This is a genomic window from Streptomyces sp. NPDC088910 (assembly GCF_044749865.1).
GTDB lineage: Bacteria > Actinomycetota > Actinomycetes > Streptomycetales > Streptomycetaceae > Actinacidiphila.
Genome location: NZ_JBIVIV010000003.1, coordinates 534,545 through 556,464, shown reverse-complemented (window position 1 = coordinate 556,464; position 21,920 = coordinate 534,545). Strand labels below are relative to the sequence as shown.

Genomic DNA, 21,920 nt, shown 5'->3' with positions numbered 1-21,920 from the left:
GTCGCGTCACAGTACCTTTGATAGAAAGGCCCTCGTGCGCTCGTGCTGCGGATTGCCCAGCACCTCCCGGGGATGACCCGACTCGACGACGACACCGTCGTCCATGAAGACCAGAGCGTCGCCCACCTCACGGGCGAACCCCATCTCGTGCGTGACCACGATCATCGTCATGCCGTCCTCGGCCAGCCCCCGCATCACGTCGAGGACGTCGCCGACCAGCTCCGGGTCGAGCGCCGACGTCGGCTCGTCGAACAGCATCAGCTTCGGCTCCATGGCCAGCGCCCGCGCGATGGCCACCCGCTGCTGCTGCCCGCCGGAGAGCTGCGACGGGTAGTTCGCCGCCTTGTCGCCGAGGCCGACCCGGTCGAGCAGCCGTACGGCGCGCTCCCGCGCCACCGCCTTGGGCTCCCGCTTGACCTGGACCGGACCCTCCATGACGTTCTCGATCGCCGTCATGTGCGGGAAGAGATTGAACCGCTGGAAGACCATCCCGATGTCCCGGCGCTTGGCCGCGACCTCGCGGTCCCGCAACTCGTGCAGCCGGTCGCCCTGCTGCCGGTAGCCGACCAGTTCGCCGTCGACCCACAGCCGCCCGGCGTTGATCTGTTCCAGGTGGTTGATGCACCGCAGGAAGGTGGACTTGCCGGAACCGGAGGGACCGATCAGACAGAACACCTCGCGGGGCGCGACCTCCAGGTCGATGCCCTTGAGAATGTGCGCGGCGCCGAACGACTTGTGGACGGCCTCCGACTTCACCATCGGCTGGACGCTCATCAGGCCACCTTCGGTCGGCGCAGGGTGGACAGGTTGGACATGACCTTCTGCCACGGCGTGAGCGGCAGACTCCGCAGCGAGCCACGCGCGTAACGCCGTTCCAGATAGAACTGGCCGACGCTGAACACGCTGGTCAGCACCAGGTACCAGACGGAGGCCACGAACAGCATCTCCATCACGGCGCCGGAGTCGGACCCGATGTCGGAGGTGGCGCGCAGCACTTCGGTGTACTGCACCACCGACACCAGCGAGGAGGTCTTCAGCATGTTGATGAACTCGTTGCCGGTCGGCGGGATGATCACGCGCATCGCCTGCGGCAGCACGATCCGCCGCATGGTCCTGCCGCCGGTCATGCCGAGCGCGTGCGCCGCCTCGGTCTGGCCCTCGTCCACCGACTGGATGCCGGCCCGCACGATCTCCGCCATGTACGCGCCCTCGTTGAGGCCGAGGCCCAGCAGGGCGGCCACGAAGGGGGTCATGACGGCGACGGTGTCGTTCTTGTAGATCGGCCCGAGGTTGATCACCGGGAAGATCAGCGACAGGTTGAACCACATCAGGAGCTGCACGTACACCGGGGTGCCCCGGAAGAACCAGATGTACAGCCAGGACACCGCCCCCGTCACCGGGTTCTTCGACAGCCGCATGACCGCGAAGAGCACGCCCAGCACCAGGCCGAGCGCCATCGAGCACACACTGATCAGGACGGTGTGCCACAGACCCTTGAGCACCTGCTGGTCGAAGACCTTGTCCCCGACCGTGCCCCAGATGACATCACCCTGCGAGAACGCGTAGACCAGCCACCCCAGCAGCACGACCACCACGACGGCGCTGACCCAGCGCCCGTAGTGCCGTACCGGGACCGCGCGGATGGCCTCGTACGGCGTGGCCGGCCGTGTGTCCTTCCGCAGCGGGTCCCGCGGCGCCCCGTTCCGGGGCGGGGCGTCCTGCGGCGGGGTGTCGCCCGACGGTTTCTCGAAGGGGGTCGGTGTGCCCGATGCCACGTCAGGAACCGCCGTTGATCGCGGCCGACGCGATGGCGCCGCTGCTCGCGTTCCACTTCTGCAGCACCTGCGCGTAGGTGCCGTCCGCGATGATCGCGTCCATGGCCGCCTTCAGCGCGTCCCTGAGCTGCGTGTTGTCCTTGCTGACCGCGATGCCGAACGGACCGGCGTCGGCGGGGGAGCCCGCGACCTCGAAGTCGTTGCCGTTGCCGGACTTCTGCGCGATGTACGCGGCCACCGGCGTGTCGTTGAGGTCGGCGACCGCGCCGCCCGCCTTCACCCGGGTCTGCGCCTCGGAGTCGGTGTCGAACTTCTGGATCGTCAGACCCTTGGAGCCGCACTCCTTCTTCTGGGCCTCGAACGCGTCGTCGTAGATCGTGCCGCGCTGGACGGCCACGGTCTGCCCGCACACGTCGGCCAGGGACTTGACGCCCTTCGGGTTGCCCTTCTTCACCAGCAGGGAGGAACCGGAGGTGTAGTAGTCGACGAAGTCGACGCCCTTGCCGATCTTCTTGCCCTTGTCGTCCAGACCGCCCTGGCGGGCCTTCGTGTCGCTCATAGCGGACATCACGATGTCCGAGCGGCCGGTGTAGATGGAGGTGATCAGGCCGTCGAACTTGCCGTTGGTGAACGTGAAGGTGACGCCGAGCTGCTTGGCCAGCGCGTCCGCGATGTCCGGGTCGATGCCGACGATCTTGCCGTTCTCGGTCTGCTCCATCGGCGCGTAGGAGGCGTCCGTGCCGACCTTGATCGTCTTGGAGTCCTGGTACTTCTGGGGGAGCTTCGAGAAGAGCGGGGCGACCGCCGAGGTCGCCGAGGACCCCGTCCCACTAGGGGTGACGGTGTTCGCGGGCTTGTCCTTCTTGGTCTGGTCGCCGCATCCGGTCAGTACCAGAGTGCCGGCGACCGCTATGGCGGCGACCGCGGTGAGACGAGTGAGAGCGGCCGAACGCCGGGTCGTACATGCGGTCATCGCTGTGTCCTCCTGCGGAAGTGAGGGGGTCGTGCAGTGGACATGGCACACGCCATCGAGTACCGCCACCGTGTGTGATCTGTGCATCTTGCCATCCGGACACCCCCGGGCAGGGTTCCCGTTGTGTCAAAATCGGATAACGGGCGATCCCCGGGCCTCCACCAGGCCGGCACACCAAGGCCGGACCACGCGGAGGCCATGCCGATCAATTCCCACTCGTCGCCGGAACCGACTTCCGGTAGAACGGGTCCTCACCCCTCATCCGGGGCCCATGGCGTGCGTGCGGCGCGCCTGGCGTCGGCCGTCACCTTGCTCACTCGTACCTGGTGACGCGGACGCCGAGCCCACCTCCACCCCCTTCGGGCGGAGTACCCTCATTCATCATTCAGACAAAGGGGTCAAAAAGTGGCAGCGGAGATCGTCAATCCCCGGACCGATGCGGACAGTACGGACAGGGCGGACAGTGCGGACGGCGCCGACCGTGCGGACGGCATGAGCGGTACGGACGACGCGTTCCCCATCGATCCGGTCTTCGCCCTGCACCGCGGCGGCAAGATGGAGGTCACCTCGACCGTGCCGGTCCGCGACGCCGACGACTTGTCGCTCGCGTACACACCCGGTGTCGCCGAGGTCTGCACCGCCATCGCGAACAAGCCGGAGCTGGTGCACGACTACACCTGGAAGTCCCAGGTCGTCGCGGTCGTCACCGACGGCACCGCGGTGCTGGGCCTGGGCGACATCGGCCCCGAGGCGTCCCTGCCGGTCATGGAGGGCAAGGCCATCCTCTTCAAGCAGTTCGGCGGCGTCGACGCCGTGCCGATCGCGCTGGCCTGCACCGGCGTGGACGAGATCGTGGAGACCGTGGTCCGGCTCGCCCCGTCCTTCGGCGGCGTCAACCTGGAGGACATCTCCGCCCCCCGCTGCTTCGAGATCGAGCGCAAGCTCCAGGAGCGGCTGGACATCCCGGTCTTCCACGACGACCAGCACGGCACCGCCGTCGTCACCCTCGCCGCGCTGCGCAACTCCTGCACGCTCACCGGCCGTACCCTCGGCGACCTGCGCGCGGTCATCTCCGGCGCGGGCGCGGCCGGGGTCGCCATCGCCAAGATCCTCGTCGAGGCGGGCATCGGCGACGTCGCCGTCACCGACCGCAAGGGCATCGTGCACGCCGGACGCGACGACCTGAACCCGGTCAAGCGCGAGCTGGCCTCGTATACGAACAAGGCGGGTCTCACCGGGCCGTTGGAGGCCGCGCTGGACGGCGCCGACGTCTTCATCGGGGTCTCCGGCGGTACGGTCCCGGAGTCCGCGGTCGCCACGATGGCCCGTGGCGCGTTCGTCTTCGCGATGGCCAACCCCACGCCGGAGATCCACCCGGACGTCGCGCACAAGTACGCGGCGGTCGTGGCGACCGGGCGCAGCGACTTCCCGAACCAGATCAACAATGTGCTCGCCTTCCCCGGGATCTTCGCGGGCGCCCTCCAGGTGCGCGCCTCGGCCATCACCGAGGGGATGAAGATCGCCGCCGCCGAGGCGCTGGCCGCCGTCGTCGCCGACGAACTCTCGCCGCAGTGCGTCATCCCGTCGCCCTTCGACCCGCGGGTCGCCCCCGCCGTGACCGCGGCCGTCGCCGCCGCCGCGCGGGCGGAAGGGGTGGCGCGCCGCTGACCGCGGCCCGGGGTGCGCGGAGCGTCACATGCCGTGGCGGTTCCTCGGGCGCCGGGACCGACCGTAGGGTCGACGGCATGTATGCCGCATACGCCGCACGTATTGACGCCGACAAGCCGTTGAGCGGGTTGGAGTTGGGGGAGCGGCCGGAGCCGTCGGAGCGCCCCGGCTGGACCACCGTCACGGTCAAGGCCGCCTCGCTCAACCACCACGACCTGTGGTCGCTGCGCGGGGTGGGCCTCGGCCGGGAGAGCCTGCCGATGATCCTCGGCTGCGACGCCGCCGGGATCGACGAGGACGGCAACGAGGTGGTGCTGCACTCCGTGATCGGCCAGACCGGTCACGGGGTCGGCCCCACCGAGCGCCGCTCCATCCTCACCGAGCACTACCAGGGCACCTTCGCAGAACGGGTCTCCGTACCGGCCTGGAATGTGCTGCCCAAGCCGAAGGAACTCTCCTTCGAGGAGGCGGCCTGCCTGCCGACCGCGTGGCTGACCGCGTACCGCATGCTCTTCACCAACGCCGGGGTACGGCCGGGCGACGCGGTCCTCGTGCAGGGCGCGGGCGGCGGTGTCGCCACCGCCGCGATCGTGCTGGCCCGCGCCGCCGGGCTGCGGGTGCACGCCACCAGCCGGGACGCGGCCAAGCGGGAACGCGCGCTCGAACTGGGCGCGCACGCGGTGTACGAATCGGGCGCGCGGCTGCCGGAGCGGGTGGACGCCGTCATCGAGACCGTCGGGGCGGCGACCTGGTCGCACTCGGTCAAGTCGCTGCGGCCCGGCGGCACGCTCGTCATCTCCGGCGCCACCAGCGGGCAGAATCCGGCCGCCGCCGAGCTGAACCGGATCTTCTTCCTGGAGCTGAAGGTGGTCGGTTCGACCATGGGCTCCAAGGAGGAGCTGCGGGACCTGCTGGCCTTCTGCGCGGCCAGCGGCATTCGGCCGGTGATCGACTCCGTACTGCCGCTGGACCGCGCCCGCGAGGGCTTCGAACGGCTCGCCGCCGGGGAGCTGTTCGGAAAGGTCGTGCTGACCGTGTAAGCGGCCCGCGTTACGTGGGCGGGAGGTGCAGGGCCGCCGCGATGTGCGCCGCCGCGGCGGACAAGTGGCGCCTCACCTCGCGCAGTTGGGTGTCGTTGACGCCCAGGTCGCGGGCCGAGTCGCGGATGTCGTCGCGGAAGCGGTCCAGCAGGCGTTCGAGGTCGCGGAAGGGGTCGGCGGACGGCGGGGTGTCGTCGTCCGCGGGCTCGGGCGCTTCCGTGTCCGCGTCCGACGTCGCCGACGTGTCCCCTTCCCTCTCCGTCTCCTTCTCCGTCTCCTTCTCCGTCTCCTGGGCGGGCTCGGCCGTGGCGTCGGCCCAGACCGGGGGCGTACCGGGCGCGCCCCAGGGCGTGGTCGGTACGTCCATGCCCTTGCCGAACCGGCCCAGCTCCTTGGTGAGTTCGGCGAGACCGTCGCGCAGCCCCGCCTGCCAGTCGCCGGAGCGTACGTGCGACTGCACCTGCTCCTGGACCTGGCGGGCGATCCGCTCGACCTCCTCGCGCGCGGCCTTGGCCTGGCGGCGGGCGTCGCGCGCCTCCTCCTTGGCCCGGCGGCTCTCCTCCTTGGCGCGCGCGGCCTGCTCGCGCCACTCGTGCTTGGGCGACGGGGGCGTACGCGCCTCCTGCGCGGCGGCGCGCACCTCGCGGCGCAGATCACCGGCGGCGCCCCGGACGTCCTCGCGGATCTCGGCGGCCAGCGTGGAGACGGACTCGCGGATCTCCGCCTCCAGGCCCGCGATCTCGTCGGCGCGGTCGGACAGCTCGCCGCGGCCCGCGTCGGTGAGGGCGTAGACCTTGCGGCCGCCCTCGGTGGAGTGCGTGACCAGGCCCTCCTTCTCCAGTTTCGCCAGCCGCGGGTAGACGGTGCCCGCGGAGGGCGCGTACAGCCCCTGGAAACGCTCTTCCAACAGCCGGATCACCTCGTAGCCGTGCCGGGGCGACTCGTCCAGCAGCTTGAGCAGGTAGAGCCGGAGTCGGCCGTGGGCGAAGACGGGCGCCATGTCAGATGTCCTTCCGGAACGAGGGCGCGTCCTCCAGCGGCGGCCTGCGCAGCAGGGCGATGGCGCCGGAGACGGTGGTGGCTCTCAGGCGCGCCCCGCCGGAACCGATCCGGCCGGTGATGCGCTTGGCCCCCCACTGCCCGGTGACGCGCAATTCGTCGAAGGCGCAGGAGACATGGCCGCTGGTGGTGTTGGCGTCGACCTCCGCGTCGCCCGGTTCCGGGATACGGATGGCGATCTCGCCGGAGACGCTGGTGAGCCGGACGTCCGCCCCCGCGGACGGATCGAGGTCGAGCACCATGTTGCCGCTCACGGAATCCGCTTTCACCTCGGCGCCGCTGCCCTCGACCACGGTGAGGTCACCGGAGACGGTGTTGATCCGCAGGCTGCCGGAGACGGACTGGGCCTCGACGCTACCCGCGACCGTGTTGGCCCGCACCGGGCCACTGAGGCCGACGAGGGTCGTGTCCCCGTTGACCCCCTGGACGCTGGTCTCCCCGGCGATCCCGGAGATCACGGCGCCGGCGCCGACGACTCCCACTTCGACCTTGGTGTGCTGCGGGACGGCGAGCGTCACGACCGCGTGACGCTGCCAGCCCTTGGGGTCGAGCCACTTCAGGAAGCCCTTCCACGGCAGGTCGTCGTAGGTCACGGTGAGGGTGCCGCCGCGGTGGTACACCTTCAGCGGCGGGCCGTCGATCTCGGTGACCTCGACCCGTGCGGGGCCGTCCTCGGTGCCGACGACGTTCACGGCGCCGTTGACGATGCGCACGCAGAGGGTGTCGACGGGCTCCTCGAACACGAACTTTTCCGGCTCCGCCACGGTCCGGTCCGACGACATGCCGCTCATCGTGCCCCTCCTCGGGTGCGCCTTGGGACGCAACATATCGCGTCTCGTGCATTCACGATATATCGCGTGGCTCACAAGTCAAGTGGTGTCTTTTTCCCGCCCGCCCACCCGTGCGGGTGCTTTCTCCGTCTGCGGGTGCCGCTTGTGCCTGGTCGGTGCCGGGCCGGGGCACCTCCTCGAAATCCGTATCACCTGGCCTTCGCGAATCCGGTACCCGGCCGTCAACGTATTTCTGCGGGGGCACCCCGGCCCGTCCCCTCCTCGCTCGTCGGCGTCCGCCTGTCCGGTGGGGGTGGTGGAGGGGGGTGGGTGGGCTCGGGTGCGTCGGCGTCCGCCTGCCGGTGGGGGTTGCGGAGGGGGGTGGGTGGGGTCGGGTACGTCGGCGGCTGACGGTCCCCTGTGGTGGTGGAGGGGGTGGGTGGGAGCTCAGCCCCTGCGCGCCCCGACCTTCCGGCGGGGTAGGTGACGGGGGTGGGAGCCCGGGCCCTGCGCGCCCGACCGTCCGGCCGGGTGGGCGAAGGGGGGTGGGTGGGAGTCTGGGCCCTGCGCGCCCCGGCCTTCCGGCGGGGTGGGCAGGGGCTTTGTTGGGCTCTTGGAGGAAGGGCCCGAGCATTCCGACTCACTGGGAGGGGGGCACCGGCGCAGGGCGGCTCGCCGAAAGAATCCCCCTCCCGGCAACCCCCACCGGACAGGCGGACGCCGACGTACCGGGAGGGGACGGGCCGGGGTGCCCCCGCAGAAATGCGGTGACAGGGAGGGTGCCGGATACAGGAGACCAGGTAGCCGCATTTCGAGGAGGTGCCCCGGACCGGCACCGACCCAGGCACAGGCGGCACCCGCAGACGACAAAGCACCCGCACGGGTGGGCGGGCGGGCAAAGACAAAGACAAAGACAAAGACCAAGGACCGAGCCGGAGGCTAGTCCTCGTCGTCGAGCCGCGCCAGCCACGTCGCCAACCGCTCGGTCGGAATCTCGAACTCAGGGTTGAGGTCCACGAATTCGCGCAAGCGCTCGGCCAGCCAGTCGAAAGAGACTTCCTCCTCGCCGCGCCGGGTGGCGAGCTCCTCGATGCCGCGGTCGGTGAAGTACAAGATCTGCTCCGGAACGGGGTGGGACGGTGGTGGACGGGGAAGAACGGGAGGGACGAGACGGGACGTACACCGCAAGGATAGGGAGTATGTCCGAAGGTCCTCGCGCCGGTCCTGGCCGCGGGCTAGCCTTCGGAGACGATCAGTCACTGGGGGTGGGATGGGGGCGCAGACGGCTGCCGCCGCGGCACCGCGATTAGGGCGGGGCGCGCGATGACGGCGTTCGGCGGTCCCGGCGGGCTCGACGAGCCCGCCGACCCCGCCGAGATCCTGACCCCGCTGGTCAGCGAGGCGACCGTACGCGTTCACGGCCGGGAACCCGGCTACCCGCTGCGGGGCAGCGGCTTCTTCGTGGCGCCGAACTGGGTGCTCACCTGCGCGCACGTCGCGCTCGCCCAGAGCGCCGAGGGCGGCGGTGACGGCGGCGGCCCGGCCGGCCGCAAGGTCTCCGTCGGATACGGCGACCGCATGCTCAGCGGCGTCGTGGAGTGGGCGGAACCGGCGGGCCACACCGGCACCGGCCGCTGGCCGTCCCCCGACCTCGCGCTGATCCGGCTGCTGGACAGCGTCGACCACCCCTGCGTCTGGCTCACCGAGCGCACCGCCAAGGGCTACACCACCAACCAGGTCGCGTACTTCGGCCACATCCCGATGGACGGCGAGGTCGTCGCGTACAACGGCCGCTGCTCCATCAGCGGCCAGCTCGGCAGCGGCGGACTGCTCAAGCTCGGCAATGAGGACGAGATGCCCAACGGCGTCTCGGGCGGCCCGGTCGTGGACCTCGTGCGCGGCGAGGTGATCGGGGTGCTGAAGGCGCGCCGTACCGGCCAGGACGGCGGACTCGCCATCGGCGTGCAGGAGTTGCGCAGGCTGCCCGCCACCGGCACCGCCGCCGACCTGTACCACCGCGTGATGACGGCGCACGACCTCTACCACGCCGACCGTTACGCCTTCGTCGGCGGCCAGGAGGTCACCTGGACCGACGCGCACGGCGAGATCGGCGCCGCCGCGGGCCGCGCCCTGACCCCGGGCCAGCGCACCGCACTGCTCGGGATGCTCGCCCAACTCCCGCCGCCCGCCAGCGCGAAGAGCCTCCAGGACATCGTCGGAGCGGTCCGCGGCAGCCCCGCGCAGGGCCTGCCGACCGCGCCGCGCGCCTGGCGGGACGGTCTGGGCCTGCTGTACGACCTGCGGCGCGGCACCAGCGAGTTGGAGGCGGTGCTGCGGTTCGCGGTGCAGGCCGCGACCGCCGACAGGACCCGCGCGGCGGACGAGGCGGCCGAACGCGTCCTGTGGCACTGGGCGCAGGACACCGCCGCCGACGCGATCGGTCTGACCCGGCTGTTCCGCAACACCCTGGTCACCGAGCGCAAGGCCCGGCTGCGCGCCCGCGGCACCCTGGTCAGCGGCCTGACCGGCGACCTCGGCGCCGGACTCGGCGCGGACCCGGACGTCGGCCTCGGCGCCGACCTCGGCACCGGCTTCGGCGGCCCGGGCACGGACCTCGACGATCAGGGACCGGACAGCGGTACGACCGCGGCTACCGCGACCGCGGCCGACGCGGGCCCCGGCGGCCGGCCGGACCGCCGTATCCGCCCCGAGGCCCTGCTGGAGATCATCCCGCGCGGCTGGGAGCCGGGCCGCCTCGACTGGCGGGTCTGCGTCGTGCCGGAGAACGGCGAAGTGGAGTGCGTCGAGGAGGACTTCCGCGGCACCGCGCTCGACGACCTGCCGGTCCGGCTGCGCGAGCCGCTGGACGAGGTGTTCCGCCGCTGCGACCAGCCCGGCTACCCGGCGCCGCTGCAACTGGCCGTCCCCGGCGCCCTGGTGGGCTTCCCCGTCGAGACCTGGCCGCTCGGCCCCGGCGGGCGCGCGCTCGGCGCCGTACGCCCGGTCGTGGTGCGCCGCACCGACGCGCCGCCCGACGACGACCCGGCGGTGACCGAGGCCAGGCACGGCCGTTGGCACACCCTGCACCAACAGCGGCCGCGCGCCGACCTGTTCGACTGCGACGACGGTACGCCGGGCCCGCTCCCGGCCGACGACGAGCTGCGCGACCGCGCGCGCGACACGCTGCCGGCGCTCTGCCGCAGCGCCGCGACCGCCCCCGAGGAGCTGCACCGCCTGGTGACCTCCGGCTACCCGGTCGCGGTGTGGCGCAGGGAACCGGTCGCCCCCGAGACGGCCTGCGGCGACTTCCACCGCGGCGTGAACCGTACGGTGCGCGCCGCGCGCACGGCCGCACGGCTGCCCCGCGCCCTCGCCGTCCTGCGCGCGGCGGTGGACGCGGGCGTGCCCGAGGCGTTCTGGTCGGTGGGAATCACCCTGCTCTACGACGATCCGACTCGCCCCCTACCGGGGACCGACGAGCTGTTGGAGACTCCATGAGGACGAGGTATCGAGGTGAGTGAGATGACCGACGCCAGCCCCGCCGGCGAGTGGCTCATCTACCGGGGCACGGGAGAACCGCACACCGGCATCGACGGACTGCCAGAACCGCCGCCCTGGCGGGACTTCGACGGCGGCCCACTGGTCCAGCAGGGTCCTGGGCCCGACAGTTCCTCCGCCCGCAGGCTCGGCGCGTACCGGCACATGGCCGAGATGCACCGGCCCAGCCCGGAGGAGCTGGAAATGGTCAACGCGGCGCTGTACCTGCGCCGTCCGCTGCTGGTCACCGGCAGCCCCGGCACCGGCAAGAGCACCCTCGCGCACGCGGTGGCGTACGAACTGGGCCTCGGCCGCGTGCTGCACTGGCCGATCGTCAGCCGCAGCGCGCTCCAGGACGGGCTGTACCGCTACGACGCGATCGCCCGCCTCCAGGACACCCAGATCGCGGCGAATTCCGGCACCGCCCCGCCCGGCGGCATCGGCAGCTACATCCGGCTCGGCCCGCTGGGCACCGCCCTGCTGCCGACCGCCAAGCCGCGGGTGCTGCTCATCGACGAGCTGGACAAGAGCGACATCGACCTGCCCAACGACCTGCTGAACGTGATGGAGGAGGGCGAGTTCGGCATCCCCGAGCTGGAGCGGCTGGCCGAACGCGAGCCGCAGGTCGAGGTGTTGACCGACGACGGCGCCAAGGTCTCGCTCCGTGAGGGCCGCATCCGCTGCCGGGCCTTCCCGTTCGTGATCCTCACCAGCAACGGCGAGCGCGACTTCCCGCCGCCGCTGCTGCGCCGCTGCATCCACCTGGAGCTGGGCCGCCCCGACCACAAGCGGCTGTCCACCGTGGTCCGCGCCCACCTCGGCGACGAGGCGGCGACCGTCGGCGACGACCTGGTGACCCGCTTCCTGGAACGGTCGCGCAGCGAACTCCTCGCCACCGACCAGCTGTTGAACGCGATCTTCCTCACCCATCACGCCGCGCCCCCCACCCGCAGCCGGTTGGCGGACATGCTCATCCAACGGCTCGACCGGCCCAGGTGAACCGGCCATGGCCACCCGGAGACCCGACCCGCAGGCCCCCGACCCGAGGACGCCCGACCCGAGGACACCACCCTCCGCAGACACCGACACCGACACCGCCACCGAGCGGCCCGACCCGCTCGCGTCCGTCGTCGGCGCCCTGACCGAGGCCGGACTCGACCCGGGACCCACCGAGTTGGCCGACGCGCTGTGGCTGGCCCGCTGGTCCCGCCCGACCTCCCTCGCGAGCGCGGCGGGGGAGGCCCGCGACCCCGGCGGCGCCGGTACGGGCAGCGGCGCGCACCACCCGGGACTGTCCGGCGTCACCGACCCCACCCCGCCCGGCGGCACCGTACTGCCGCGCAGCCTCACCGACCCGGACGACGACCGCCTCGTCCAGCTCTATCCGGGCGTCAGCGCCCCCGGCCGGGCGCGTACGGGACCGGCCGCCGCCGCGCTGTCGGTCGCCGTGCCCGAGGCGGCGACGCTGCCCCGGCTGCTCGAACTCCAGTCGGCGCTGCGGCCGTTGCAGCGCTACCGCAGCCCCGCGCGGCCGTTGCGCGAAGTGCTCGACGAGTCGGCCACCGCGGAGAACAGCGCGCGCGCCGCCGGACTGCTGCTGCCGGTCTTCCGGCCGGTGCTGCGCGGCGACGCCTCGATGCAACTGCTCATGGACGCCTCGTCCTCGATGTACGTGTGGGAGCGGATGCTCCGCGAGCTGAGCCAGGTCTTCGAACGGCTCGGCGCCTTCCACGAGGTGCAGGTCCGCTATCTGCACGCCACCCCGGACGGCGACCCCGCGGTCAGCGGACGTTTCGACCCCGAGGCGGTCGGGATGCGCTCCGCCGAGCAGTTGAGCGACCCCACGGGCCGCCGGGTGACCCTGCTGGTCAGCGACTGCGCGGGGCCGCTGTGGCGGTCGGGGCAGGCGCACCGGTTGCTGCACCGGCTGGCCAGACACGGCCCGGTCGCCGTACTCCAGCCGCTCCCGGCCCGGTTGTGGGCCAGGACCCGGCTGCCCGTCTCGTACGGCGTGCTGCACCGCGGCGAAGGGCTGCTGCCCGCCTCGCCGCCGCGCTTCTCCTCGGGCACCGGCGGCTCCTCCCACTACGTGCCGGCCGCACCCGCGGGCGACGCGCTGCCGGTGCCCGTACTGCCGCCCACCGCCGAGGCGTTGGGCGCGTGGGCGCGGCTGCTGGCGGGCACGGGCGCGGCCCGCGTGCCCGCCGCCGTCGGCTGGGTGCGCTCCGACCAGCCCGCGACCCCGGCGCCCGTACGGCAGTCCCCGGTGCCGCCGGTCGCCCTGGTCGGCCGGTTCCGCTCGGCCGCCTCGCCCGCCGCCGCCCAGCTCGCCGTCTACCTCGCCGCCGCCCCGCTCTTCCTGCCCGTCATGCAGCTCGTCCAGCGCACGATGCTGCCCGACTCGGGGCCCGCCGAATTGTCGGAGGTGCTGCTCAGCGGCCTGCTCAAGCGGATATCGGGCGACGACGCGCGCGACCACCGCTGGTACGAATTCGCCGACGGCGTACGGGACGTGCTGCTCGGCCCGCTCGGCAGGGACGAGGCGCTGCTGGTGCTCAAGCACTGCTCGGAGTACGTCGAGCAGCGTTTCGGCAAGAGCGGCCCCAACTTCCCCGCGCTGGCCATCACGCAGCTCACCGAGGGGCCGGGGGACCGGCTCGCGGACGCCGCCGTCGCCACCGCGGCCCGCGCCACCGCGCTCGCCGAGCAGGCGTCGACCGTCGTCGCCGAGTCCCCGCAGCCGTTCGCGGAGGTCGCCGCCCGGGTGCTGGAGCGCTTCATGCCGCTGCCGGGGAACACCGGCCACGACCGGCTGGCCGTGGGAGCCGGTACGGGGCAGCCGTCGTCCGCGGTGCAGCGGGCCCGGCAGTTGGTGGCGCGCTTCACCGAGGAGGGCATGGTCCAGAATCTGCTGGACGCGGTGCAGTTGCTGCGCCGCGCGGCGGACGAGGAGCGGGTGCGCGGCTCGGACCCCGACCTGTGGAGCGAGCTGGCGCAGAATCTCATCACGCTGTGGCGGCTGCGCGGCGGGGCCGCGCTGCTGCGCGAGGCCCAGGACGCGGCGGCGACGGCCGCGGCGCACCCGGGCTCGGTACCGGCCCGCGCGGTGCGCGCTCGCGTGTTCCAGGCCGCCGCGGACGAGCGGGCGGCGAACGGGGACACGCGGGGCGCGTTGGAGCTTCTGCGGCGCGCGGACCGGGAGTTCAGCGCGGTCTGCGCCGCCCCGGGACTCGACCCGCAGGACGTGCTCGGCGCCACCCTGGAGCGGGTCAGGGTGCTGGAGGACCAGTGGCAGCTCAGCGGCGACGCCGGGCTGCTCCAGGAGACCGTGGGGATGCTGGAGGCGTTCGCGGACTCCTGGCCGCTGTCCGACGCCCGCCCCAGCGCGCTGTCGCTCGCCCACGGCCGCGCCCTGCTGCGGCTGGCGGGCACGGCGGGGGAGCGGGAGCGCGAGCAGGTCTACGCGCTCCAGGCCGCCGAGTACTTCGCCGCGGGACTGGACGCGCTGGAGCGCGAGGAGGCGGCCCTCGAAGCGCGGACCGCCGCGCTGCTGTCGCTGGTCGACGCCCATCTGCTGGTCGGCGGACGGCTGCCGGAGGCACAGCGGCTGGTCGACCGGGCGCTCGGCGAGACCCGCGACCGGCTGGCGCGGGCCTCGATCCTGCTGCGTGCGGGCCGGATCAGGGTCGCCCGGCACACCGAGGGCGGCCCGGCCGGTGAACTGGAGGCGGCGGCGGGGCGGTTCGCCGAGGCGTGCCGTCTGACCCCGCGCGACCGCCCTGAGTACAGCGAGATCGTCTCCGAATGGGGCGACGCGCTGCTCGGCCGCTCCGCGCTCCCCGGCGGCGAACTCTTCGTCAACCGGGCCGTGCAGGTCCTGCGGGACTGCCGGATGGAGACCCCGGAGAGCGATCCGCGGCTGTCCGGCAGGCTGCTGATGCTCGGCCGGGCCCTGGTGCTGCGCTACCGGGCGGAGCAGGACCTGGTGGACCTGCGCGAGGCCGAGCACGTCCTGGGCCTGGCCGTGCAGCCCGCCGTGGACCCGGCGCAAGTGGCGCGGATCTGGTACGAGTTGGGAGAGTCGCACCGGCTGGGCTACGCGCACACCCAGCGCGGTGAGCGCCTCGACCAGGCGGCCGACGCCTACCGCCGCGCCGCGGAGGCCGCGGGCACGGCGGCCGACCGGTCGGCGGAACCCGGCCCCATGGTGCGGCTGTCGGCGCTGGCGCATCATTGGCGTGGCGTGGTCTACGAATTCGCCCGGCGCCCGCGGGCCGCCGCCGACGCCTACCGGGCCGCGCAGGCCGAATGGCGGCGGCTGCCGGACGACGGAGGTGACGGCGCCGCGGACGAGGAGGCACGGCAGCGGACCGCCGAACGGCTGGCGGCGCTGACACGGACGAACTGAGCCCGGGGCGACCGGCCCCGGTCCGGCCGCCTCGGACCGACCGGCCAGGACCCCGCGCGAATCCGGGCCGCGACAACTGCATCCCCCCACGAGCCACCACGGGACGAGAGCTGAGGCCGACGATGGACGACCGAGCGTACGGCGGGGCCGAGCGGCCCCCGGACGAACCCGCTCACCACGACGAGGCGTTACCCGAACGCGCCGTTCACGAAAGGGCTGTTGACGAGAGGGCGGTCCCCGAGCGGCCAGTCCCCGAACGGCCAGCCCCCGAGCGGGCAGTCCCTGAGCGGGCACCATCCGACCGGGCGATCCCCGAACGGGCACCTTCCGACCGGGACCTTCCCGAGGCGGTGTCGCCCGAGCACGCCCCCGCCTACCGGATTCCGGCGGACGCCGACATCGACCTGCTCGGCCTCGACCTGGAATCGCTGCGCACCGTCGAACACCCGGTGCTGTCCGCCCTGGTGAGCGATCTGCGGGCGCGCGCGGCCGGTCCCGGCGGCGAGGCGCTGTGGGGCTTCGAGAGCGACCCCAGCGCGCCGGAGGCCACCGGCTGACGCCGCCCGGCGCACCGGGCACCGGCGCGCGCGACCACCGCCCACGTACCCCCGTATCGCGTGAACTCCTGACGGAACGCCGCTTTTGGCCGTGCTCCAGGGCGAATGCGGCCAATTCCTTGCCGAGGTGTTTACTTCCGGCCGCCCAGCGGGAACAACCGCTGGGGCCGACGGGGCGGCCTGAGGTACACGGGGGAGGTGATGTGGTGCGTCATCCGGCCGACGACAGGCCGCGGACCGGCAGTACGGCGGCCGAAGGGGCCTTCCCCCTGCGGCAGTTCATCCTCAAGACGCACAGCCGCTGCAATCTGGCCTGCACCTACTGCTACCTCTACGCGGGCCCCGACCACGGCTGGCGGGACCGCCCCCGCGCCGCCCCCGACGCGGTGACCCGGCGCACCGCAGAACGCATCGCGGAACACGCCGCGACCCACCGTCTGCGCGATGTCGCCGTGGTGCTGCACGGCGGCGAACCGCTGCTCAACGGCGCCGACGCGCTCGCCGCCGACGTCGACCTGATCCGCCGCACCGTCCCCGCCGACTGCGCCGTGCACGCGAGCGTGCAGACCAACGGCACCCTGCTCACCGCCGACCGGCTGCGCGTCCTGCGTGACGCGCGTATACGCGTCGGCGTCAGCCTCGACGGCGGCCTGCCCGCCCACAACGCCGCGCGCGTCGACCACGCCGGCCGCCCGTCCTGGGCCGCCGCCTCCGCCGGGGTGCGGCTGCTCGCCGAGACCGCGCCCGAGGCGTACGGCGGACTGCTGTGCGTCGTCGACCTCGCCCACGACCCGGTCGAGGTGTACGAGTCGCTGCTGGCCTTCCGGCCGCCGCGGATGGACCTGCTGCTGCCGCACGGCAACTGGACCGCGCCGCCGCCGGGACTGCCCGCGTCCGCCGACGACCCCGCGCCGTACGGGAGTTGGCTCTCCGCCGTCTTCGACCGCTGGTGGGGCGCGGAGCGCCGGGAGACCAGGATTCGGCTGTTCGAGGAGTGCGTGGCGCTGCTGCTCGGCCTCCGGTCGCCCGTCGAACGGCTCGGGCTCCAGCCCTTCACCGCCGTCGTGATCGAGACCGACGGCAGCATCGAGCAGGTCGACTCGCTCAAGTCCGCGTACGAGGGGGCCGCCGCCACCGGGCTCGACGTCTTCCGCAACAGCTTCGACGACGCGCTCGCCCACCCCGGCGTCGCCGCCCGCCAGGCCGGGCTCGCCGCCCTCGCCGCCACCTGCCGCGCCTGCCCGCTGGTCACCGTCTGCGGCGGCGGCCACTACGTCCACCGCTACCGGGAGGGCTCCGGCTTCCGCAACCCGTCGGTCTACTGCGCCGACATGGCGCTGCTCATCCGGCACATCGCGCGCCGCCTCGCCGAGGCGGCGGCCCCGGCGCCCGCCGCGTCCCGCGTACGGCGGGAGACGCCGTGACCGCCGCCGCTGCGCCCGTGCTCGACGCGGTGCTGCCGGTGCTCGGCAGCACCGGCAGCGGGCCGGACTCGCTGGAGCTGCTGGTCAGCCACCAGCGCGGGCGGCGGCTGCTGGTGCTGCGCGCGCTGCTCGACGCCGTGCGGACCGCGCCCGCCGGGTCGCTGCCCGAGGGGACCGCCGAGCGCGTGCTGGGCGACTGGCGGCTGCTGGAGCGGGCCGAGCGCGCGGACCCGGCAGCCGCCCGCCGCGTCGTGCACTACCCGCTGACCGGCGCGTGGGCCGAACGCAGCCTGCGGGCGCTCACCGTGGCGGGCCAGGCGCCGCGGGCCGCGGAGGCGCTGCCGCACCTGGGCGCGCTCGCCGCGTCCGCCGCCGCCCGCGCGGGCCTGCGCTTCAGCGCCGACGTACCGGTACGCGACGGCCTGTTGACGCTGCCGACGCTCGGCGGCTACCGGCTGCCGGCCGCGGGCCCCCCGCGCAAGCCCAGCGCCGCCGCGCCCCGGATGCGGGTCGACGGCGACGGCAACCGGCTCTGGCTGCGCCCCGAGGAGCGCACCCGCCACGCGGTCGAGGTGCGCAGGGGAACCGACGGCGTGTGGCGCTCCGCCGCCCCCGGCTGGCGCCCGATCCAGGCGCTGTGGCCGCAGGAGGACCGCCCCGACGGTCACCCGGTGCTGATCGACGACGCCGACCCGTATCGCGCGGAGGGCCGCCGCGCCAACCCGTACGGGCTGTCCGCCGCTGACCGGCTCGCCGACGAGGACCGGGCCAGATGGCGTACCGCCTGGCGCGAGGCCCAGCCCTGGCTGCGGCTCGGCGACGGCACCCGGGCCCGCGAAGTGGCCGCGCTGCTCGACTGCTTCGTGCCGCTGGACGGTGCCGCGTCCGCGCAGTACAGCGCCACCTTGGGCGACGCCTTCGGCGCGCTGCTCAGCAGTACGCCGATGGGCGGCCTGAAGATGGCCGCCGCGCTCGTCCACGAGTTGCAGCACACCAAGCTGCTCGCCCTGGCCGGCGTCACCGCGCTGCACACCGCGGACGACACCGCCCGCTACTGGGCCCCCTGGCGGCAGGACCCGCGCCCCTTCGACGGCGTCTTCCAGGGCGCGTACGCCCACCTCGCGCTCGCCGACTTCCACCTCGGCGTCGCGCTGGCCGCCGCGGACCCCGCACAGCGCGACGCCGCGTGGGCCGCGCACTGCCGCTGCCGCCTCCAGGTCGAGGCCGTCCTGCCGCAGCTGCTCGGCTCCAACCGGCTGACCCCGCAGGGCCGCACCCTGGTCAACTCCATGGCGGCGTACCACACTCGGCTGGGACGGCACACGCCGCCTGAAGGCCACCTGGCGCGCGCCACGGCGTACGTCGAGACGGCCCGGGTCATCTGGCGGCGAAAGCGGGTCTGAACGGGCGTCTTTGGGCGCGCGAAACGGCATGACCGTACGTCAACGGGGGAGTAAAGCAGTGTAGTTTCTGGCGAAAGTCACCTGTGCCGTCGGGCGCACCTGGCTCACTGTCGATCCACTGACCCGCCAGAGCACTACGCGCGTATCACGAGGGAGTCGCACGCATGGCCGGAGGGCGTAACGCCGCCTCAGCAGCACGGGGGCCGGGAATCGTCACGATCAGTTACGCGGGCTACAACAGGGCCTGGGCGGCGTGGATCGCGAGCAGACTCGAACGGCACGGCCAGCAGGTGGCGCTGCAACGCTGGGACGCCGACCCCACGGACTCCATCGAGCGGATGTTACGTGACCTGCTGCTGTCCGAGGGCCGCGTGCTGATCGTGCTCAGCGAGTGGTATTTCCGGCTCGGCCCGCGCACCCACGAGGAGTGGAACGTGGCGCTGCGCGCGGTCGTCCCGGACCACAGCGAGCGCTTCGCCGCGGTCTCCGTCACCCCGGCCGCGCTGCCCAGCGCCGTCGCCTCCCTCGGCGCCGCCGACCTGTGGGGCCTGGGTGCGGCCGAGGCCGAGCGGCGACTGCTCGGCAGGCTCGGCATCACCCCCTCCCGCGCCTCCTCCAGCGACACCCTCAGCGGCTCCGGCGGCCCGCGCTTCCCGCTGGAACAGCCCGACGTCTGGGGCGGTGTCCCGCGCCGCAACACCCGCTTCACCGGCCGCGAGGAGCTCCTCGGCGACCTGCACAACCACTTCACCCAGGCCGAGCCCGGCGCGGGCGTCGCCACCCTGCACGGCCTGTCCGGGGTCGGCAAGACCCACATCGCGACCGAGTACGTCTACCGCTTCGGCCCGGAGTACGACGTCGTGTGGTGGGTGCGCGCCAGCGAGCGCGGCACCCTGCGCGAGAAGCTGGCGGGCCTGGCGCCCGCGCTCGGCCTGGTCACCGGCCGCGAGTACGGCGAACGGCTGCGCGCGGTGCGCGACGCGCTGCGCCGGGGCGAGCCCTACTTCCGCTGGCTGGTGGTCCTCGACGGCGCCGACCAGCCCGAGGACATCCACGACCTGGTGCCCACCGGGCCCGGCCACGTACTGATCACCTCCCAGAACCGCGAGTGGGCCGAGCACAACAGCGCCCTGATCGAAGTGCCCGTCTACAGCAGGGCGGAGAGCGTCGCCTTCGTACGGCGGCGCGCGCCGCGGCTGGACGACGCCGACGCCGACAAACTGGCCGACGCCCTCGGCGACCTCGCACTGGCCCTGGACCAGAACGCGGGCGCGCTCAACGACTCGTCCATGCCGGTGGACGACTACATCGAGCTGCTGCGGCACGGCGCGGACGTCGAACCCGGCCTCAAGGTCGCCGCCGACTTCCAGATGACGTACTACACCGCCTTCTCGATACTGCTCAACCGGCTCCGCGAGGACAAGCCGGAGGCCGTCGACCTGCTGCGGCTGTGCGTCTTCTTCGCGCCGGGGCCGATCCCGGTCCGGCTGCTGCGCGACCTGCCCGTGCGCGACCTGCCGGAACAGCTCACCGGGCTGATGGAAGACCCGCTGCTGTGGAACTCGGCGATCAGCAAGCTCGCCCAGTGGGCCGTCGTGCAGTCCGACCCGCCGGAGGCCGAGGACGACGAGGCCGCGGGCAGCGCCGAGGTCGTCCAGATGCACCGGCTGGTCTACCAGGCGGTGCGGGCCGACATGCCCGCCGCCGAGCAGAACCTGTACTCCCAGGTGGTCCGCAAGATCCTGGCAGCCGCCGACCCCGGCCGCCCCACCGACACCCGGCTGTGGCCGCGCTACGCCGAGATCGTCCCGCACCTGGAGGCGTCCGGCGCGCTGCGCAGCACCAACCCCGACATCCAGCTCATGATCGTCAACTGCCTGCGCTACCTGCACCTGTCGGGCGAGTACCGGGCCGGACTGCGGCTCGCCGAGGCCACGGCCAAGCACTGGCCCGAGCTGCTGGAGCCCGGTCACCCGCGGCTGTGGGACCTGGTGAACAACCGGGCCAACATGATGCGCGCCATGGGCGACTACGTCGCCACCGAGGCCCTGGACCGCGACGCCTTCGAGACCCTGCGCGCCGACCGCGGCGAACAGGACCTGCTGACCCTGCGCGCCGCCAACGGTCTCGCCGCGGACCTGCGCAACCTCGGCCGCTACGACGAGGGCCTGGAAACGGCCCGGTTCGTCGAGCGCGGCTACGCCCGACTCGTCGGGGAGCAGGACCCCCGCACCCTGCTCGCCAAGAACAACCTGGCCGTCACCTACCGGCTGCTCGGCCGCTACCAGGAAGCCCTCGACCTCGACGGCGAGATCCTGGAGGCGCGCCGCGAACTGCTGCGCGCCCGCAACATCGTCACGCTCTCCTCGGAGAACTCCTACGCGTACGACCTGCGGCTGCTCGGCCGCTACGACCAGGCCACCTCGGTGCAGGAGCGCAACGCGGAGACCCACCGCACCGTGCTGGGCGCCGACAACCCCCAGACGCTGCGCGCCGAGCACAATCTGGCGCAGTGCTACTACCGGGCGGGCGACCGGCCGCGTGCCGCCCATCTGATGGGCCGGCTGCTGGAGCGCTGCGAGCGGGTGCTGGGCAGCACCGACCCGCTGTCGCTGCGGGTCGCGGTCACGTACTCCAGCTTCGAGCGGGAGCACGGCGACCTCGACCGGGCCAGGGAGCTGTCGGAGTTCGTACTGCGGCACTACCGCTGGCAGTTCAACGCCCGGCACGCGTTCGTCGCCGGCGCGCTCGCCAACCACGGCCTGCTGCTGCGGGCGGCCGGAGAGCGGCAGCAGTCGCAGATCGAGATCGAGGACGCGCTGACCGGCATGTCCCGCGCGGTCGGCGACGACCACCCGTGGACGCTGGGCTGCGCGCTCAACGCCAGCGGCGCCCGCAACTTCGCGGGCGACCCGGAGAGCGCGGCCGAACTCTCCCGCGCCACCGCCGAGCGGGCCACCGCCCGGCTCGGCAAGGACCACCCGCTGACGCTGTCCTGCCGGATCGCGCTCGCCACCGACCTGCGCAACATGCGCAAGCGGCAGGAGGCCGACAAGATCGAGGAGGAGGCGCTGGCCGCGCTCTCGGCCACCCTCGGCCCGCAGCACCCGCACACGGTGACCGCCCGCTCCCGCACCCGCCCCTACTGGGACTTCGAGCCCATCAGCTCCTAGCACGCCCCGTCGCGAACGGCCGCCGGCCCCGCACCCCTTGCACGGGGGGGGGGGCGGCGGGCGGTGGGGGCGGGGGGGGGGTGATATAGGGTAGAACACTTCGATAAACTGGGGCTGCTGGGAGGGGTGGCCG

15 protein-coding genes are annotated in these 21,920 nt (G+C 73.1%); 9 read left to right on the top strand and 6 right to left on the bottom strand.

Annotated elements, in window-relative coordinates:
* Positions 1-6: 6 nt before the first annotated feature.
* The 3 genes from ACIP4Z_RS10660 to ACIP4Z_RS10650 form a co-directional block, all read right to left on the bottom strand.
* Positions 7-774, bottom strand: a complete 768-nt coding sequence (locus ACIP4Z_RS10660) for an amino acid ABC transporter ATP-binding protein (protein WP_355347265.1) — start codon at positions 772-774, stop codon at positions 7-9.
* Positions 774-1,682 (bottom strand): amino acid ABC transporter permease, encoded by a 909-nt coding sequence (locus ACIP4Z_RS10655; RefSeq protein ID WP_355347404.1) that lies wholly within the window; start codon positions 1,680-1,682, stop codon positions 774-776. The genes ACIP4Z_RS10660 and ACIP4Z_RS10655 overlap by 1 nt, the downstream gene beginning before the upstream one ends.
* Positions 1,683-1,776: 94 nt before the next feature.
* The gene (locus ACIP4Z_RS10650) at positions 1,777-2,748 is read right to left on the bottom strand and encodes an ABC transporter substrate-binding protein (RefSeq protein WP_355347262.1); all 972 of its coding nucleotides are present in this window, start codon (positions 2,746-2,748) and stop codon (positions 1,777-1,779) included.
* A 405-nt stretch (positions 2,749-3,153) separates the two neighbouring features.
* On the opposite strand from ACIP4Z_RS10650, the gene ACIP4Z_RS10645 reads away from it, so the two are divergent.
* A complete protein-coding gene (locus ACIP4Z_RS10645) occupies positions 3,154-4,416 on the top strand; it encodes an NADP-dependent malic enzyme (RefSeq protein ID WP_401306454.1) in 1,263 nt (420 codons plus the stop codon).
* Between the two features lie 77 nt (positions 4,417-4,493).
* Positions 4,494-5,456, top strand: a complete 963-nt coding sequence (locus ACIP4Z_RS10640) for a zinc-binding dehydrogenase (RefSeq protein WP_391044398.1) — start codon at positions 4,494-4,496, stop codon at positions 5,454-5,456.
* A 10-nt stretch (positions 5,457-5,466) separates the two neighbouring features.
* Here ACIP4Z_RS10640 and ACIP4Z_RS10635 read toward each other — a convergent pair whose 3' ends face one another.
* The 3 genes from ACIP4Z_RS10635 to ACIP4Z_RS10625 all read right to left on the bottom strand — a co-directional run bounded on the left by ACIP4Z_RS10635 (position 5,467) and on the right by ACIP4Z_RS10625 (position 8,398).
* Complete coding sequence (locus tag ACIP4Z_RS10635; protein WP_401306451.1) at positions 5,467-6,456, bottom strand: helix-turn-helix transcriptional regulator; 990 nt, start codon at positions 6,454-6,456, stop codon at positions 5,467-5,469.
* Between the two features lies 1 nt (position 6,457).
* Positions 6,458-7,306 carry a DUF4097 family beta strand repeat-containing protein gene (locus ACIP4Z_RS10630; protein WP_391044403.1) on the bottom strand — a complete coding sequence of 283 codons (849 nt, stop codon included), beginning with the start codon at positions 7,304-7,306 and terminating at the stop codon, positions 6,458-6,460.
* A 918-nt stretch (positions 7,307-8,224) separates the two neighbouring features.
* The gene (locus ACIP4Z_RS10625; protein ID WP_355347247.1) at positions 8,225-8,398 is read right to left on the bottom strand and encodes a DUF6104 family protein; all 174 of its coding nucleotides are present in this window, start codon (positions 8,396-8,398) and stop codon (positions 8,225-8,227) included.
* 210 nt (positions 8,399-8,608) lie between these two features.
* Between ACIP4Z_RS10625 and ACIP4Z_RS10620 the strand changes: the two genes are divergently transcribed.
* The 7 genes from ACIP4Z_RS10620 to fxsT all read left to right on the top strand — a co-directional run bounded on the left by ACIP4Z_RS10620 (position 8,609) and on the right by fxsT (position 21,787).
* Complete coding sequence (locus ACIP4Z_RS10620) at positions 8,609-10,783, top strand: trypsin-like peptidase domain-containing protein (RefSeq protein WP_401306448.1); 2,175 nt, start codon at positions 8,609-8,611, stop codon at positions 10,781-10,783.
* Between the two features lie 24 nt (positions 10,784-10,807).
* Positions 10,808-11,821 (top strand): MoxR family ATPase, encoded by a 1,014-nt coding sequence (locus ACIP4Z_RS10615; protein WP_188283451.1) that lies wholly within the window; start codon positions 10,808-10,810, stop codon positions 11,819-11,821.
* A gap of 7 nt (positions 11,822-11,828) precedes the next feature.
* Positions 11,829-15,230: an SAV_2336 N-terminal domain-related protein gene (locus ACIP4Z_RS10610; protein ID WP_401306444.1), complete on the top strand. Its 3,402-nt coding sequence runs from the start codon at positions 11,829-11,831 to the stop codon at positions 15,228-15,230.
* A 350-nt stretch (positions 15,231-15,580) separates the two neighbouring features.
* On the top strand, positions 15,581-15,787 hold the full coding sequence (fxsA, locus tag ACIP4Z_RS10605) for an FxSxx-COOH cyclophane-containing RiPP peptide (protein WP_401306441.1): 207 nt from the start codon (positions 15,581-15,583) through the stop codon (positions 15,785-15,787).
* A 206-nt stretch (positions 15,788-15,993) separates the two neighbouring features.
* Positions 15,994-17,211 (top strand): FxsB family cyclophane-forming radical SAM/SPASM peptide maturase, encoded by a 1,218-nt coding sequence (locus ACIP4Z_RS10600; RefSeq protein ID WP_391044813.1) that lies wholly within the window; start codon positions 15,994-15,996, stop codon positions 17,209-17,211.
* Positions 17,208-18,614, top strand: coding sequence for an aKG-HExxH-type peptide beta-hydroxylase (locus ACIP4Z_RS10595; RefSeq protein ID WP_401306438.1), 1,407 nt, complete (start codon positions 17,208-17,210; stop codon positions 18,612-18,614). Before ACIP4Z_RS10600 ends, ACIP4Z_RS10595 begins: the two co-directional genes overlap by 4 nt.
* A 164-nt stretch (positions 18,615-18,778) precedes the next feature.
* The gene (gene fxsT / locus ACIP4Z_RS10590; RefSeq protein ID WP_355347232.1) at positions 18,779-21,787 is read left to right on the top strand and encodes an FxSxx-COOH system tetratricopeptide repeat protein; all 3,009 of its coding nucleotides are present in this window, start codon (positions 18,779-18,781) and stop codon (positions 21,785-21,787) included.
* Positions 21,788-21,920 lie beyond the last annotated feature (133 nt).